The following is a 14,523-nucleotide window of genomic DNA, read 5'->3' on the forward strand; positions in this document are numbered from 1 at the left end:
CTCTTGACCTTGGTTGGTACGTGTCCGCGGCGGGCGGTGGGGCACACACCCTGTAGGGCATCCTAGGATGTTACTGGTGGAGAATGGGCGGCGTGCCCACCGCCGACGCCACCGCGACCCGCGCCGAGCTGCAGGTCCTGCGGCCGGACCTGGTGGACGCCTACGACCGGTCCCTGCCGCGGGCCCGCGCCGAGATCCTCGCCCGGCTGCTGACCGCGCTCGCCCACGAGCCCCTGCCGGGGTCCGAGGACGTGCAGGCGCCCTCTGCCGAGGCCATCACCGATCCCGTGGGGCTCGTCCGGCGGCTGGGCTGGCCGTCCACGTTCGCCGCCGAGATCGGCAACAGCGTGGCCAACCTCGCCCTGGCGTACGCGGACCCGCCCCCGCCCACCTCACGGCCGCTGTTGTCCACCGCCCCGGACCTGGCCACCCTGGAACAGCTCGTCCCCGACGGGCACCCGCTGCACCCCTGCTGCCGTACGCGCACCGGCATGAACGTCGCCGACGTGCTCGCGTACGCCCCCGAGCACCGCCCCACCCTGCGCCTGAGCAGGCTGCACGTGCCCGCCGGCCGCTGGTACGGCGCCGGGGAGCCGGTCCTGCTCGCCCACCCGTGGCAGGCCCGGCGCCTGCTCGACACGTACCCGTGGCTGCGGCCCGGCGGCGAGACCGGCCCGGTGCGCCCGCTCATGTCACTGCGCACCGTCGACACCGGAGCCGGGCACGTCAAGACCGCCGTCGACGTGCAGATGACCTCGGCCGTGCGCACGGTGTCCCCCGCCGCCCTGCACAACGGCCCCGTCCTGTCCACCCTGCTGCGTGAGCTCACCGCCGGCCTGCCGCTGAGCGTGCTCGCCGAGTCCGGCGCGGGCGCGGTGATCGTCGACGGCGAACCGAGCCGCCACCTCGCCCACCTGCACCGGGAGGCGCCCCGCATCGGTCCCGGGCAGACAGTGGTGCCACTGGGGGCGCTCGCGGCGGCCGACCCGTACGACGGCCGGCCCCTGCTGCTGCACGCCGCGACCGACCCGTACGCGTGGTGGCGCGACCTGTCCCACCTGCTGTTCCCGCCGCTGCTGGCGCTGCTGCACCGCGGTGTCGCGCTGGAGGCCCACGGCCAGAACACGCTCGTCGTGCTCGACCGCGGCCGGCCCGTCCGGATCGTGTACCGCGACTTCGGCGGGGTCCGGGTCAGCCCCGCCCGGCTGCGCGCCGCCGGCCTCGACGCGCCGCCGCTGCGCGGGGACCTGCCCACCGACGACCCGCACGAGCTGCGGACCAAACTCGCCGCCGCCGTCCTGGGCACGGTCGCCCCGCAGCTCATCGCCGTCCTCACCGCCGCCGGGGCCGACCCCGCGAAGCTGTGGGCCGGCACCGCGGAGGCCGTCGCCACGGTCGCGACGCCGGACGCTCGCGTCCTGCTCACCGAGCCGCTGCCGCGCAAGGCCACGACGGCGATGCGGCTGGCCGCGGATCCGCTCGCCGACGTGTGGACGTACCACGACAACCCCCTGGCCGGCGCATGACCCGCAGCCTGACCGCCCGGCGGCTCGCCCTGCACGCCGCCCACGCCGGCGCGTCGCTCGCCGTGCACGCCCCGCACCTGCACGACCCGTTCATGGCCGCGCTGCCCGAGGCGGCCGACGTCGTCGGGCGGCGGCTGCGCGGCGCCCTCGTGCGCGAGGGGCTGCTGGCGCCCGGCCCGGGCGCCCGGGTGCACGCGTTCCACCGCGTCGAGTACGCCCACGCCGGCGCCGACGACCCCGCGGACCTGCTCCCCGACGGCCTGCCGGGCAACGCGCAGGGCTTCGCCGCGGAACTGCGCAACGCCGTCGTGAACCTCGCCATCGCCATGGCCCGCCCCGGCCCCCGCGACGCCGGAGACCCCGACGAGGCGGCCGTCGCCGCGGAACGGCTCGCGGTGGCCGGGCACAACCTGCACCCGTGCGGGCGTACGCGGCTGGGCTGGGACACCACCGACGTGCTGGAACACGACCTGGAGGCCGGGCACACCCGCGCCGGGTTCATCGCCGTCCGCGACGACGTGCACCTGGGCGACGACGTCGGCGCCGCGCTGCGGGCGGCGTATCCGCAGCTGCCGGACCCGCCGGCGGGATACCGGCTGCAGCCGGTGCACCCGTGGCAGCGCGACACCGTCCTGCCCGGACGCTACCGGGACCTGCTCGACACCGGGCTCGTACGGATCCTGGACGCCGAGCTCGACGCCGTGCCGACGGCCGCGCTGCGTACCCTGCTGCTGCCCGCAGCCGCGGACGGCAGCCGCCGCTACGTGAAGGTGTCGCTGGACATCCAGGTGACCTCGACGCGGCGCAGCATCTCCATCGCCAGCACCCGCAACGGCCCCGCGGTGTCACAGCTGCTGCACCGGCTGGCCGCGGAGGACCCGGACGCGGACCGGCTGCTGCTCCTGGCCGAGACCGCCGGGGCGGCCGTGCCGGCCAGGTCCGGGCGGGACATGTCGGCCATCCTGCGCGACGGGCTCACCGGACGGCTGCGGCCCGCCGAACGGGCGGTGCCGGGCGGGGCGCTGCCGCTGCTGGCCGCCGGGCTCGTCGGCGAGTTCGCCGCCACCACCGCACGCCGCAACGACACGAATGCGGCCGCCGCGTTCCTGGACGCGTACGCCCGGCTGCTGCTGCCGCCGCTGCTGCGCCTCACCGCGCGTGGCGTGGCCTTGGAGGCGCATCTGCAGAACTGCCTGCCGACCTTCACCGGCGGGGTGCCGCACCGGCTGGCCGTCCGCGACTTCGCCGGCCTGCGGCTGCATCCGGGCCGGCTGGCCGCCGCCGGGCACGAGGTGACGCTCTGGCCCGCGTCGGTGGTGGGTACCGGCGACGTCGCCGTGCTGCGCGCGAAGATCGGTTACACGGCGTTCCAGGCCCACCTCGGCGAGCTGGTGCTGCGCCTGGGCGAGTCGCACGGCCTCGGCGAGGACCGGGCGTGGCGGGTGGTCCGGGCCGTCGTCGACGACACGTACGAGGCGCTCGGCGCGGCCGGGTACGACGACCACGCCGCGTTCACCGCCCCCACGATGCCGCACAAGGCGCTGGTGCGCATGCGGCTGGCCGGGGCCGGCGACGCGTACCTGCCCGTGGGAAACCCGCTGCATGCGCGCGCCTGACCGGGTCCTGGCCGCGCTGGGCGAGCTCGCGTCGCCGGTGTGCGCGTACGTGTACGACCGCCAGGCCCTGCGGGAGCGCGCCGCGGCCGTCCGCGCCGCCCTGCCCGCCGGCGCGACCCTGCTGTACGCGGTCAAGGCCAACGGGCACCCCGACGTCGTGGGTACGCTCGCCGCGGTCTGCGACGGCCTGGAGGTGGCCTCCGGCGGCGAGCTGAACCTGGCCGTCGCCGCGGGGGCGCGGCGCATCGTCTTCGGCGGTCCGGCCAAGACCGACGCCGAGCTGGCCGCGGCGATCGCCGCCGGCGCGCACGTCAATGTGGAGAGCGGCCAGGAGCTGCTCCGGCTGGATCGCCTCGCCCGGGCCGCGGGGGTCGTCGCCGAGGCTTCCGTACGGGTCAACCGCGCGGCCGGCGGCCTCACCGGCAGCCACACCATGACCGGTACGCCCACCCCGTTCGGCATCGACGAGATGCACCTGCCCCGGATCCTCGCCCAGCGCACCGAGCACGTGCGGATCACCGGCTTCCACCTGCACGCCGTGTCGAACAATCTCGACGGCGCCGCGCACGCCCGCTTCCTCGCCGGCTGTCTCGACTGGTCCGTCGCGACGGCCCGGCGGCACGGTATCGGCCTGCGCACCGTCAACGCCGGCGGCGGGTTCGGCGTGGACTACCTCAGCGACGCCACCATCGACCTCGCAGCGCTGTCCGGCGTGGACGTTCCCGCCGGCGTGGAGCTGATCGTCGAGCCGGGCCGCCTGCTCGCCGCCGACGCCGGCTGGTACGCCGCCGAGGTGCTCGACCTCAAACGCACCCACGGCCGCTGGTTCGCGGTGCTGCGCGGCGGCACCCACCACTTCCGGCTACCCGCGGCGTGGGGCTACAGCCACCCGTTCACCGTGCTCGAGCGCGGGCGGTGGCCGTACGACTGGCCCCGCCCCGAGATCACCGGCGAGACCGTGGACGCCGTCGGCGAGCTGTGCACCCCCCGCGACGTGCTCTCCCGGGACCAGCGGGTCGATCGGCTGCGGGTGGGCGACGTGCTGCTGTTCGCCCGCACCGGCGCGTACGCGTGGGACATCTCGCACCACGATTTCCTGCGTCACCCGCCGCCGTCGTTCATCGTGGTCTGATGGACGTCACCCACCGGCCGGCCGCGCGCGTGATCTGCCTCGACGCCGACGGCCGGGTGCTGCTGATGCGCTGGATCGACCCGGTCGACGGGCACGTCGTGTGGGAGCCACCCGGCGGCGGCCTCGACCCGGGCGAGACCCACCTGCAGGCCGCCCGCCGGGAACTGGCGGAGGAGACCGGCCTCGACCCGGCCGCGGTGCTCGACCGCAGCGTCGTGGTCGAGCGCGACTTCGTCTGGAAGGGACGCCGGTTCGGCGGCCCGGAACGCTTCTACCTGGCCCGGTTCGCCACCGCGCGGCCCGCCCTGACCCGCGACGGGCTCCTGCCGGACGAGCACGAGGCCCTGACCGGGCACGGCTGGTGGGGCCTAGCGGAGCTGCCCGGCCTGCCCGGCCTGGACCCACCGGACCTGGCCGGCATCATCCGGCGCCTCTGACCCCGGCCGCTCTGAACTCCGCTCGCCACCGGGCGATCAGCGTCTCGCCGTCGTCCGTCAGCCGCTCCACCGACACTGCCGCCAGCTCGGCGCCGCCGGCCCCGTGCCGGCCGAACGCGTCGATCTCCGTCCGGGTCAGCGGCCACGGCGGCCCGTCGTCGCTGCCGGTCGCGGCCGCGGCGATGACCAGCAGCGTGCCGCCCGGCGCGACGAACGGGCCCACGTTGGCGATCGCCCGGGCCCGGACATCGGCCGGCAGGGCCTGCACGTTGTTGCTCTCCACCACCAGGTCGAAGCGGCCCAGCCAGGACGCGGGCGGCTCGAGCAGGTCCGCGACGACGTAGGTCACCGCCGAGCCCGGATGCCGTTGCCGGGCCGTGCGCACGGCCGTCTGCGAGATGTCGAAAGCGGTCACCGCGAACCCCAGCGCGGCGAGGAACTCGGCGTCTCGGCCCAGCCCGCAGCCGACCACCAGGGCAGTACGGCCAGGCCCGGCGAGCTCCCGCCGCCGCGCCCAGTCCGCGAGGTGGCGGCTCGGGGCGGGCACGTCCCAGGGAATCTCCGCGGTGCCGGCGCCCGCCTCGGCGTACAGCCTCTCGAACCAGCCGGTCGCGTCCCCGGCGGCCAGCGACTCCGCGGCCAGCCGTCTCGGGTCCGGCAACCGGTCGCTCATGCCCGGGTGACGCGGCCGCTGCGCAGGGCCCGCAACGCCTGCCGGCGGGTGTCCCCGGTGAGCGTGTCGATGTACAGCCGGCCGTCGAGGTGATCGGTCTCGTGCTGCAGCGCGCGGGCGAGGAAGCCCGTACCCGCGATCGTGCGCGGTTCGCCGTACTGATCGAAGCCGGTCGCCGTGACCGCCCAGGCCCGCGGCGTCGGGAAGCCCATGCCGGGCAGCGACAGGCAGCCCTCCTCGTCGTCCTGCTCGCCGTCGAACCCGGACAGCACCGGGTTGACCAGGTGCCCCACCTCGCCGCCCACGTTGTACGAGAACACCCGCAGGCTCACGCCGATCTGCGGCGCGGCGACCCCGGCGCGGCCGGGCTCGCGCACGGTGTCCTCCAGGTCGGCGACCAGGCGCCGCAACTCGTCGTCGAAGACGGTCACCGCCTCGGCCGGGGTCCTCAGCACGGGGTCGCCGAACAACCGGATCGCTCGCACAGTCATGCCCGGAACCCTATCGCGCGTATCGGGTGGGCACGGACAGCACTCGTTACGCCGGGATCACCCCAACAGGGCCAGCTGGTCGGCGGCGAGCAGGCCCCGCAGCCGCTCCAGGGACCGTCTCGTCTGGGTCTTGACGACGCTGGCCGGCACGTCCAGCGCGTCGGCGACCTGCTCCACGCTGAGGTCCTCGAAGTAGCGCAGGATGACGATCGCCCGGTCCCGAGGCGGCAGGTGCGCCAGCGCGTCCAGCATGGTCAGCCGCAGGTCCGGCTGGTGCCGGTAGCCGGCCTCGTGCACCGCGGCGGTCACGGTCTCGGTGGAGCTGCGCCGGCGGCGATGGTCCAGGTAGACGCGGACCAGGACCTTCTGCGCGTACGCCGTGAGGTTGTCGGCCTGGCGCACCCGCCGCCAGCCCAGGTAGAGCTTCGTCAGGGTGCTCTGGGTCAGGTCCTGGGCCAGGTGCCAGTCGCGGCAGAGCATGAACGCCGTGGTCCGCAACCGTTCGGCGCAGGCGCCCGCGAACTCGGTGAAGTCCTCGTCGTGGTTCACCGCGGCCCCTGGCCGAACGTCGCCAGGTGGGGGAAGTCCTGCTCGCCGGCACGCACGAGCGACGGGTCCATGCCCGCGCCCCAGCGGGGGTCCGACACCACGGCCGTGGCCTCCTCGTCGGTCAGGGCCGGCGGCGTCGCGGTGCTGCCGCCGCGAGACGGGCGGCACGTCGACAGGTCGGCCTGGACGGTGAGGCCGCCCGGCCAGTCGGCCCGGACGACGAGGCTCTGGGTGCAAGTGTCGAACATCTCCTGGACGGTCACCTTGGGCTTGCCGGTACCCGGCACTGACGGATATCCGGCAACCGACACCCGGATCAGCGCCGGCCCGTGGCCGCGGTCCAGCGACATCTGCACCTGCAGGTCCTTCCCGCCGGCCTTGGCGAAGTCAGCGGTCTTGCCGGGCGGCACCAGAGCGCGCAGCAGCACGAGCATCGCCTCCGGCGTGGCCGGGATCCGGGTGTCGAGCGTCGCCGACGGCGATGCCGCGACGATCCCGGCGTCGGGACCGGGGGCCGGGGCGGACGGTCCGCCGAGCGCCACCGCCACGGCCACCACCGCGGCCAGCGCCGTGCCCGCACCGGCCCCCGCGAACCGGCGCCGCCTGCGGATGCGGCGGCCGTCGCGCACCGCCGATCCCACGAGGTCGCCCAGCGGCGGGGGCCGCTCGGCGCTCAGCTCCTCGCGGAGCAGGCTCCGCAGTTCCTCCGTCACGGCCGGTCCCCTCTCGTACGCTGCCCTCACCCGTACCGACGGGCCGGGACCGGCGACCGGTGACAGCCTCGCGGGACTTTTCTAGGAACCGGCCAGGGCGGCCCGGATGGGGGCGGCCTTGGCGGCGGCCTCGGCCACCTCCGCCTGCGGGTCGCTGCCCCAGGTGATGCCGCCGCCGGCCCACAGGTGGACCCGGCCCGCGGTGGCCGCCACGGTCCGGATGGTCAGGCCCAGGTCGAGGTGGTCGGTGCCGATCCAGCCCAGCCCGCCCATGCTCACGCCGCGCCCGACCGGCTCCACCCGGGCGATCTCGTCCAGGGCGGCCAGCTTGGGCGCACCGGTCACCGAGCCGCCGGGGCAGACCGCCCGCAGCAGCTCGGCCAGGCCGAGCTCACCGTCGATCGGCGCGGACACCTGCGACTCCGCCTGCCACAAACCCGACCACCGGCGTACGGCGAACAGCGAGTCCACGCGCACGGGACCGACGCCGGGCAGCCGGGACAGGTCGTTGCGTTCCAGGTCGACGATCATGACGTGCTCGGCGCGCTCCTTGGCGGACTCGAGCAGCTCGCGGCGGCCCTGCGCGGTGGCCGGACGGGTGCCCTTGATCGGGCGGGTGATCACCCGTCCGGCGCGGACCTCGACGAGGGTCTCCGGTGAGGCCGTGGCGATCGCCCAGCCGTCGCCCGCCAGGAAGCCGCCGTACCGCGCGCCGGGCAGCTCCGTGACTCGCTGTAGGGACGGACCGGGATCGCCCGCGTACGGCGCGCTGGCGTGCCCCACCACGTTGACCTGATAGACGTCCCCCCGCGCGATCGCCGATCGGACCTCGGACACCGCGGCGGCATGATCCGCGGGCGTCCAGCTGTCCTCCCAGCCGCCCAACGACCACGCCACGGTGGGTGACTCACCGTGATCCTTCGGGCGCGGCGAGAGACCGCTCTCCGGGATCGGGGCGGGCTCGGTGTGGACGTAGAGAACCGCTGCCACATCAGGGATCTCCGGCACCGGCGAAGGCCGCCCCGGGGCGCCGCCGGCCATCACCGATCCGGCGGCGGCCGACACGTACAGTGACGCGCCGCAGGGGGTGCCGACGTCGATCGGGTGAAAATTGCTGGCCGTTCGTACGAGGTTTCGCACCGGCAGTCCGTTGTCCGCGAGCCACGCTGTCACAAGCTCGGCAGGGTCACCCCCGTCGCCCAGGAACCACTCGAACCGGCATGACGGACGGTGACGGCGCTGGCAGGAGGCCGGAGAACCCGGTGGACGGGCTTGCGCCACTGTCGCAAAGTGGCCGTATCGGCCCGCCGCGTGGAACATCTGAACAGTGGACTCGCTCAATGAGGCCCCGTCACCCGAGCCATCCGGACTCGTTCGGATGGGAGTAGTGTTCGGCCCCGTTGATGTGAAGCACAACACAACACACCCCTGACCGGAGACCTCCGATGTGCCAGCACCAGACTCCCTGTCCCTCATCCGAAGCCGTGGACCGCGAAGCGGCCCGCATCGTGGCGACGTTCCCCGAGCAGGGCTGGAGCCTGCTCTGCAACGGCGTCATCGTCTTCGAGGACACCGGTGAGCTGCTGCCCGACGGCCGCACGATCGCGCCGCACCGAGGCCCCGCCCGGCACGCCCTCGCCGCCTGAGCAACCCACCGGCGACCCGCGGTCGAGCCACCGGCCGCCGCGCCCGCGCTCCAGCGCAGCCTAACGGCCCCGTGGCTCAGCACTCGCGCAGCCCGGCGACCTCGCACCGTGCACCATCGCGCAGCCTGACAGCGGCGCCCCCGCCGCCCCGGCATCCGGGGCGAGCCGGCCCCCCGGGCCGACCCGCCCCGGCGGGAACCCTCACTCCTCGAACGCCTCCGGCGCCGGGCACGAACAGACCAGATTCCGGTCCCCGTACGCGCCGTCGATCCGCCGCACCGGCGGCCAGTACTTCGCCGTCCGGTCCACGCCCGCCGGGAAACCCGCCAGCGACCGCGGGTACGCGTGCTCCCACTCGTCCGCCGACACCGACGCCGCCGTGTGCGGGGCGTTGTGCAGCGGATTGTCGTCCCGCGGCCACTCACCCGCCGCCACCCGGTCGATCTCGCCCTTGATCGCGATCATCGCGTCGCAGAACCGGTCCAGCTCGGCCAGGTCCTCGCTCTCCGTCGGCTCCACCATCAGCGTGCCGGCCACCGGGAACGACATCGTCGGCGCGTGGAAGCCGTAGTCGATCAGCCGCTTCGCCACGTCGTCCACCGAAACCCCGGTCGCCTTCGTGATCGGCCGCAGGTCCAGGATGCACTCGTGCGCGACCAGGCCCTCGTTGCCGGCGTACAGCACCGGGTAGTGCTCACGCAGCCGCGCCGCCACGTAGTTGGCCGCCAGCACCGCCACCGACGTCGCCGCCGCCAGCCCGTCCGGCCCCATCATCCGCAGGTACGCCCACGAGATCGGCAGGATCCCCGCCGAGCCGTGCGCCGCCGCCGACACCGCGTGGTGCTCACCGGGCTCCAGCGGGTCACCCGGCAGGAACTCGGACAGGTGCGCGCGCACCGCGACCGGGCCGACGCCGGGGCCACCGCCGCCGTGCGGGATACAGAACGTCTTGTGCAGGTTCAGGTGCGACACGTCCGCGCCGAACCTGCCCGGCCGGGCGAAGCCGACCAGCGCGTTGAGGTTGGCGCCGTCCACGTACACCTGACCGCCGGCGTCGTGCACCTTGCCGCACAGCTCCGCGATCCCCTTCTCGTACACGCCGTGCGTCGACGGGTACGTCACCATGATCGCCGCGAGCGCGTCCCGATGCTTCTCGATCTTCGCGTCCAGGTCGGCCAGATCCACGTTGCCGTTGTCGTCGCACGCCACCACCACGACCCGCATGCCCGCCATCACCGCGCTCGCCGCGTTCGTGCCGTGCGCGCTCGACGGGATCAGGCACACGTCGCGGTGCTCGTCGCCACGCGACCGGTGGTAGCCGCGGATCGCCAGCAGCCCCGCCAGCTCACCCTGCGAGCCCGCGTTCGGCTGCACGCTGACCGCGTCGTACCCGGTGATCTCCGCCAGCCAGCCCTCCAGCTGCGCCACCAGAGCCTCGTACCCCGCGGTCCGCGACGCCGGCGCGAACGGGTGGACGTTCGCGAACTCCGGCCACGACACCGGCTCCATCTCCGTGGTCGCGTTCAGCTTCATCGTGCACGACCCCAGCGGGATCATGCCCCGGTCCAGCGCGTAGTCACGGTCCGACAGCCGGCGCAGATACCGCAGCATCGCCGTCTCCGAGTGATACGACGAGAACACCGGGTGCGTCAGGAACGGCGTCGTGCGCCCCAGCGGCCGCGCCCCGCACTCGGCAGCCGCCGCCGGCACCGCGCCGAACGCCGCCAGCACCGTCTCCACCTGCGCCGCCGTCGTCGTCTCGTCCACCGACACCGACACCCGGCCGGCGTCGACCAGCCGCAGATCGATGCCGTTGCCGGCCGCCGCAGCGACCACCTCGGCCGCCCGGCCCGGCACCACCGCGGTCACCGTGTCGAAGAACGCGTCGTGCGCCACCTCGACACCGGCCGCGGTCAGACCACCGGCCAGCGCCAGGGCGTGATCGTGCACCCGCTTCGCGATCACCCGCAGCCCCTGCGGGCCGTGGTACACCGCGTACATGCTCGCCATCACCGCGAGCAGGACCTGCGCCGTACAGATGTTGCTGGTCGCCCGCTCCCGGCGGATGTGCTGCTCCCGCGTCTGCAACGCCAGCCGGTAGGCCGGCGCGCCGTCCGCGTCCCGCGACACCCCCACCAGACGCCCGGGCAACGACCGCTCCAGCCCGGAGCGCACCGCCAGGTAGCCCGCGTGCGGACCCCCGAAACCCAGCGGTACGCCGAAACGCTGCGTCGTGCCCGCCGCGATGTCCGCACCGATCTCCCCCGGCGCGCGCAGCAGCGTCAACGCCAGCAGATCAGCCGCCACCGTCACCAGCGCACCCACCGCATGAGCCGCCTCGACCAGCGGCGCGTGATCGCGAACCGCACCGGACGCGCCCGGATACTGCAGGTGCAGGCCGAAGAACTCGGCCGGCAACTCCCCGCCGGCGTCCAGGTCGACGAGCCGCACGTCGATGCCCAGCGGCTCCGCCCGGGTCCGCAGCACCGCCAGCGTCTGCGGCAGCGTGTCCGCGTCCACCGCGTACACATTGCTCTTGCTCTTCGACGACCGGCGCGCCAGCGTCATCGCCTCCGCGACGGCCGTCCCCTCGTCGAGCATCGACGCGTTCGCCGTCGCCAGCCCGGTCAGGTCCGTCACCATCGTCTGGAAGTTCAGCAACGCCTCCAGCCGGCCCTGACTGATCTCCGGCTGGTACGGCGTGTACGCCGTGTACCACGCCGGGTTCTCCAGCACGTTGCGCCGGATCACCGCCGGCGTCACCGTGCCGTAGTAGCCCAGCCCGATCATCGACGTGGTCACCGTGTTACGCCCGGCGAGCTCCCGCAGCTCCGCGATCGCCTCCTCCTCGGAGGCCGCGGCCGGCAGGTCCAGGCGTCCGTGCCAGCGGATCACCTCGGGGATCGCGGCATCCATCAGCGCGTCCAGCGACGCGTACCCGATGGCCTTGAGCATCTGGGTCTGCGCGTCCGGATCGGGACCGATGTGGCGAAATGCGAACGTCATGGCGGCTCCAGCGGCGGGCGAAGGTCGACGGGCAACCTCCCCCTCTGTCATACCCCGCCGGGCTGCAAACGGCTGCAACGCCCACGGGCCACTCCAGAGTCGCCTGCCCCCGCGGTCCTTTTGCCTGAGAGGTTCCGGGGAGGATTTGCCCCTTCGGCGCCGCCGGCGAACCGGCGGTCTCTCCCGCGTGGGTGGTACGGCTGGGTTCAACCTACCAGCGGAGATGTTTCGATCATGTGTCCCTAGGCTGTGGTGTGTGACCTACTCCCCCGCGGACGACCGCTACGCCACCATGACCTACCGCCGCGCCGGCCGCAGCGGGCTCCGGCTGCCCGCCATCAGCCTCGGCCTGTGGCACAACTTCGGCGACACCCGCCCCCTGGACCGCCAGCAGGCCATCGTCCGGCGCGCCTTCGACCTCGGCGTCACCCACTTCGACCTGGCCAACAACTACGGCCCCCCACCCGGCAGCGCCGAGACCAACTTCGGCCGCCTGCTGCGCACCGACCTCGCCGCCCACCGCGACGAGATCGTCGTCTCCACCAAAGCCGGCTACCACATGTGGAACGGCCCGTACGGCGAGTGGGGCTCCCGCAAGTACCTGGTGTCCTCGCTCGACCAGTCCCTCAAGCGCCTCGGCCTCGACTACGTCGACATCTTCTACCACCACCGCCCCGACCCGGACACCCCGCTCGAGGAGACCATGGGCGCCCTCGACGCCGTCGTCCGCGCCGGCAAGGCCCTCTACGTCGGCATCAGCAACTACAGCGCCGAACAGACCGCCCAGGCCGCCGCCATCCTCCAGGAGCTCGGCACCCCGCTGCTCATCCACCAGCCGTCGTACTCGATCCTCAACCGCTGGATCGAGAAGGACCACCTGCTCGACACGCTCGAACGCGTCGGCGCCGGCTGCATCGCGTTCAGCCCCCTGCAGCAGGGTCTGCTCACCGACCGCTACCTCGGCGGCATCCCCGACGACTCCCGCGTACGCACCAGCGTCTTCCTCAACGAGAAGGACCTCGACCCCGCCACCATGGGGCGCATCCGCACCCTCAACGACATCGCCCAGCGCCGCGGCCAGAGCCTCGCCCAGCTCGCCCTCGCCTGGGCCCTGCGCGACACCCGCATGACCAGCCTCATCATCGGCGCCAGCAGCGTCGAGCAGCTCGAGACCAACATCGCCGCCCTCGGCAACCTCACCCTCACCGCCGAGGAGCTCGACGAGATCGACGGGACCGTCCTCGACCTGTGACCGCCCTGTTCCCACCCGGCACGATCCTCGCGGTCGTGGTCGGCTCCCGCGCGTACGGCCTCGCCGGCCCGGGATCCGACCACGACCGCCGCGGCGTGTACGCCGCACCCACCCGTGCCTTCTGGCACCTCGACAAGCCACCCACCCATCTCGACGGACCCCGCGAGGAACAGTTCAGCTGGGAGATCGAACGCTTCTGCACGCTCGCGCTGCAGGCAAACCCCACCGTCCTCGAAGTCCTCTGGTCACCCCTGATCGAGCACGTCACCGACGACGGCCGCGCCCTGCTCGCCGCCCGCGACGCGTTCCTGTCCCGCCACGTCGCCCACACCTACGGCGCGTACGCCCGCGACCAGCTCAAACGCGTCGCGGCCCGGCGCGACGCCACCGGCGAGACCAACCACAAACAGGCCATGCACATGATCCGCCTGCTGTACGCCGGCGCCCACGTCCTGCGCACCGGCCAGGTCCTCGTCGACGTCAGCCACCTGCGTGACCGGCTACTCATGATCAAAACCGGTGGGGTTCCCTGGGAATCCGTGCTCTCGTGGACCGGCGACCTGCTCGCCGACCTCGCCGACGCGCAAGCCGCCACCACGCTGCCCGCCGAACCCGACCGTGCGCGCATCGACGAGCTGCTCACCGCCGTACGCGAAAGGAACCTGGCTTGACCACGGACGTGCCGGCCTGGGCCGCCGAGGCCGCGGCCCTGCCCTACCCCACTGTCTTCGTGACCGTCAGCGGCGCCCACCTGTACGGCTTCGCCTCCGTCGACAGCGACCTCGACCTGCGTGCCTGCCACATCCTGCCGGCACGCGAGGTCGTCGGCCTGCGCACCGGCCCGGAGACCGTCACCACCGACACGTGGCGCGACGGCGTCGAACTCGACGTGGTCAGCCACGACCTGCTCAAGTTCGCGCGGATGCTGACCACCCGCAACGGCTACGTCCTCGAACAGCTCCTCTCCCCGCTGGTCGTCACGACCTCGCCGGTGCACGCCGAGCTGGCCGGGCTGGCGCCGGGGCTGATCACCCGGCACCACGCCCACCACTACCTCGGCTTCGCGGCCACGCAGCAGCGGCTCTTCGCGTCGTCCGGCGAGCTCAAGCCCGCGCTGTACACGCTGCGGGTGCTGCACACCGGCATCCACCTCATGCGGACGGGCGAGGTGGTCGCGGATCTCGGGGTGCTGAGCTCGCTGCCGTACGTGCCGGAGCTGATCACCATGAAGCGGTCGGCGGAGCACGGGGCCTTCCCGGCGGAGCTGCGGGAGGTCTTCCTGAAGGACGCCGCGGTGTTGCGCGAGGAGCTGGAGGCGGCACGGGATGCGTCGGCCCTGCCGGAGCAGCCCGACCCGGGTGCCGTCGAGGCGCTGCACGACCTCGTGGTCCGCACCCGGCTGGCCTGAGACGTCTTTTGATCAGTCGGCGAAGCCGTCGATTCTGTGGTGCGGCGCTCCGCGCCCAGAGCATCCTAGGAACC

General features: G+C 73.7%; 14 protein-coding genes and 1 riboswitch. Of the genes, 8 read left to right on the forward strand and 6 right to left on the reverse strand.

All coding sequences use genetic code 11. The features are described from left to right. Nucleotides 1-83: 83 nt before the first annotated feature. The 4 genes from AB0K03_RS17905 to AB0K03_RS17920 are packed head-to-tail and all read left to right on the forward strand — an operon-like array spanning nt 84 to nt 4,711. Nucleotides 84-1,526, forward strand: a complete 1,443-nt coding sequence (locus tag AB0K03_RS17905) for an IucA/IucC family protein (protein WP_364685792.1) — start codon at nt 84-86, stop codon at nt 1,524-1,526. Further along, nucleotides 1,523-3,142 (forward strand): IucA/IucC family protein, encoded by a 1,620-nt coding sequence (locus AB0K03_RS17910; RefSeq protein WP_364685795.1) that lies wholly within the window; start codon nt 1,523-1,525, stop codon nt 3,140-3,142. The genes AB0K03_RS17905 and AB0K03_RS17910 overlap by 4 nt, the downstream gene beginning before the upstream one ends. Further along, nucleotides 3,129-4,274, forward strand: a complete 1,146-nt coding sequence (locus tag AB0K03_RS17915; RefSeq protein WP_364685798.1) for a type III PLP-dependent enzyme — start codon at nt 3,129-3,131, stop codon at nt 4,272-4,274. The genes AB0K03_RS17910 and AB0K03_RS17915 overlap by 14 nt, the downstream gene beginning before the upstream one ends. Next, nucleotides 4,274-4,711, forward strand: coding sequence for an NUDIX domain-containing protein (locus tag AB0K03_RS17920; RefSeq protein WP_364685801.1), 438 nt, complete (start codon nt 4,274-4,276; stop codon nt 4,709-4,711). Before AB0K03_RS17915 ends, AB0K03_RS17920 begins: the two co-directional genes overlap by 1 nt. On the opposite strand, the gene AB0K03_RS17925 is transcribed toward AB0K03_RS17920, so the two are convergent. From AB0K03_RS17925 to AB0K03_RS17945, 5 genes are all read right to left on the reverse strand, one after another. Further along, the gene (locus AB0K03_RS17925) at nt 4,695-5,384 is read right to left on the reverse strand and encodes a class I SAM-dependent methyltransferase (protein ID WP_364685804.1); all 690 of its coding nucleotides are present in this window, start codon (nt 5,382-5,384) and stop codon (nt 4,695-4,697) included. The genes AB0K03_RS17920 and AB0K03_RS17925 overlap by 17 nt on opposite strands. Next, the gene (locus AB0K03_RS17930; protein ID WP_364685807.1) at nt 5,381-5,875 is read right to left on the reverse strand and encodes a peptide deformylase; all 495 of its coding nucleotides are present in this window, start codon (nt 5,873-5,875) and stop codon (nt 5,381-5,383) included. The genes AB0K03_RS17925 and AB0K03_RS17930 overlap by 4 nt, the downstream gene beginning before the upstream one ends. Before the next feature lie 57 nt (nt 5,876-5,932). Continuing rightward, nucleotides 5,933-6,424 (reverse strand): SigE family RNA polymerase sigma factor, encoded by a 492-nt coding sequence (locus AB0K03_RS17935; RefSeq protein WP_364685810.1) that lies wholly within the window; start codon nt 6,422-6,424, stop codon nt 5,933-5,935. Continuing rightward, the gene (locus tag AB0K03_RS17940; protein WP_364685813.1) at nt 6,421-7,137 is read right to left on the reverse strand and encodes a hypothetical protein; all 717 of its coding nucleotides are present in this window, start codon (nt 7,135-7,137) and stop codon (nt 6,421-6,423) included. The genes AB0K03_RS17935 and AB0K03_RS17940 overlap by 4 nt, the downstream gene beginning before the upstream one ends. 81 nt (nt 7,138-7,218) lie before the next feature. Continuing rightward, nucleotides 7,219-8,457: a chorismate-binding protein gene (locus AB0K03_RS17945; protein ID WP_364685816.1), complete on the reverse strand. Its 1,239-nt coding sequence runs from the start codon at nt 8,455-8,457 to the stop codon at nt 7,219-7,221. Nucleotides 8,458-8,582: 125 nt separating this feature from the next. On the opposite strand from AB0K03_RS17945, the gene AB0K03_RS17950 reads away from it, so the two are divergent. Then, entirely contained in the window at nt 8,583-8,783 is a 201-nt protein-coding gene (locus AB0K03_RS17950; RefSeq protein ID WP_364685819.1) for a DUF5999 family protein, read from the forward strand. Nucleotides 8,784-8,984: 201 nt separating this feature from the next. Here AB0K03_RS17950 and gcvP read toward each other — a convergent pair whose 3' ends face one another. After that, the gene (gene gcvP / locus AB0K03_RS17955) at nt 8,985-11,789 is read right to left on the reverse strand and encodes an aminomethyl-transferring glycine dehydrogenase (RefSeq protein WP_364685822.1); all 2,805 of its coding nucleotides are present in this window, start codon (nt 11,787-11,789) and stop codon (nt 8,985-8,987) included. A gap of 102 nt (nt 11,790-11,891) precedes the next feature. Next, nucleotides 11,892-11,985, reverse strand: a riboswitch (glycine riboswitch). 60 nt (nt 11,986-12,045) lie between these two features. Here gcvP and mgrA point away from each other — a divergent pair. From mgrA to AB0K03_RS17970, 3 genes are read left to right on the forward strand one after another with little or no spacing between them, the layout of a single operon-like run. Continuing rightward, nucleotides 12,046-13,041 (forward strand): L-glyceraldehyde 3-phosphate reductase, encoded by a 996-nt coding sequence (gene mgrA / locus AB0K03_RS17960; protein WP_364685825.1) that lies wholly within the window; start codon nt 12,046-12,048, stop codon nt 13,039-13,041. Then, entirely contained in the window at nt 13,038-13,712 is a 675-nt protein-coding gene (locus AB0K03_RS17965; RefSeq protein WP_364685828.1) for a DNA polymerase beta superfamily protein, read from the forward strand. The genes mgrA and AB0K03_RS17965 overlap by 4 nt, the downstream gene beginning before the upstream one ends. Continuing rightward, nucleotides 13,709-14,449, forward strand: coding sequence for a DNA polymerase beta superfamily protein (locus tag AB0K03_RS17970; protein ID WP_364685831.1), 741 nt, complete (start codon nt 13,709-13,711; stop codon nt 14,447-14,449). The genes AB0K03_RS17965 and AB0K03_RS17970 overlap by 4 nt, the downstream gene beginning before the upstream one ends. The last annotated feature ends 74 nt before the right edge of the window (nt 14,450-14,523 follow it).

This window comes from Actinoplanes sp. NPDC049316 (assembly GCF_040677315.1).
GTDB lineage: Bacteria > Actinomycetota > Actinomycetes > Mycobacteriales > Micromonosporaceae > Actinoplanes.

Coding starts and splice junctions, on each gene's coding strand:
- AB0K03_RS17945 (WP_364685816.1), bottom strand. CDS start 8,457: ATGTTCCACGCGGCGGGCCGATACGGCCACTTTGCGACAGTGGCGCAA.
- AB0K03_RS17925 (WP_364685804.1), bottom strand. CDS start 5,384: ATGAGCGACCGGTTGCCGGACCCGAGACGGCTGGCCGCGGAGTCGCTG.
- AB0K03_RS17930 (WP_364685807.1), bottom strand. CDS start 5,875: ATGACTGTGCGAGCGATCCGGTTGTTCGGCGACCCCGTGCTGAGGACC.
- AB0K03_RS17905 (WP_364685792.1), top strand. CDS start 84: ATGGGCGGCGTGCCCACCGCCGACGCCACCGCGACCCGCGCCGAGCTG.
- gcvP (WP_364685822.1), bottom strand. CDS start 11,789: ATGACGTTCGCATTTCGCCACATCGGTCCCGATCCGGACGCGCAGACC.
- AB0K03_RS17910 (WP_364685795.1), top strand. CDS start 1,523: ATGACCCGCAGCCTGACCGCCCGGCGGCTCGCCCTGCACGCCGCCCAC.
- AB0K03_RS17915 (WP_364685798.1), top strand. CDS start 3,129: ATGCGCGCGCCTGACCGGGTCCTGGCCGCGCTGGGCGAGCTCGCGTCG.
- AB0K03_RS17950 (WP_364685819.1), top strand. CDS start 8,583: ATGTGCCAGCACCAGACTCCCTGTCCCTCATCCGAAGCCGTGGACCGC.
- AB0K03_RS17920 (WP_364685801.1), top strand. CDS start 4,274: ATGGACGTCACCCACCGGCCGGCCGCGCGCGTGATCTGCCTCGACGCC.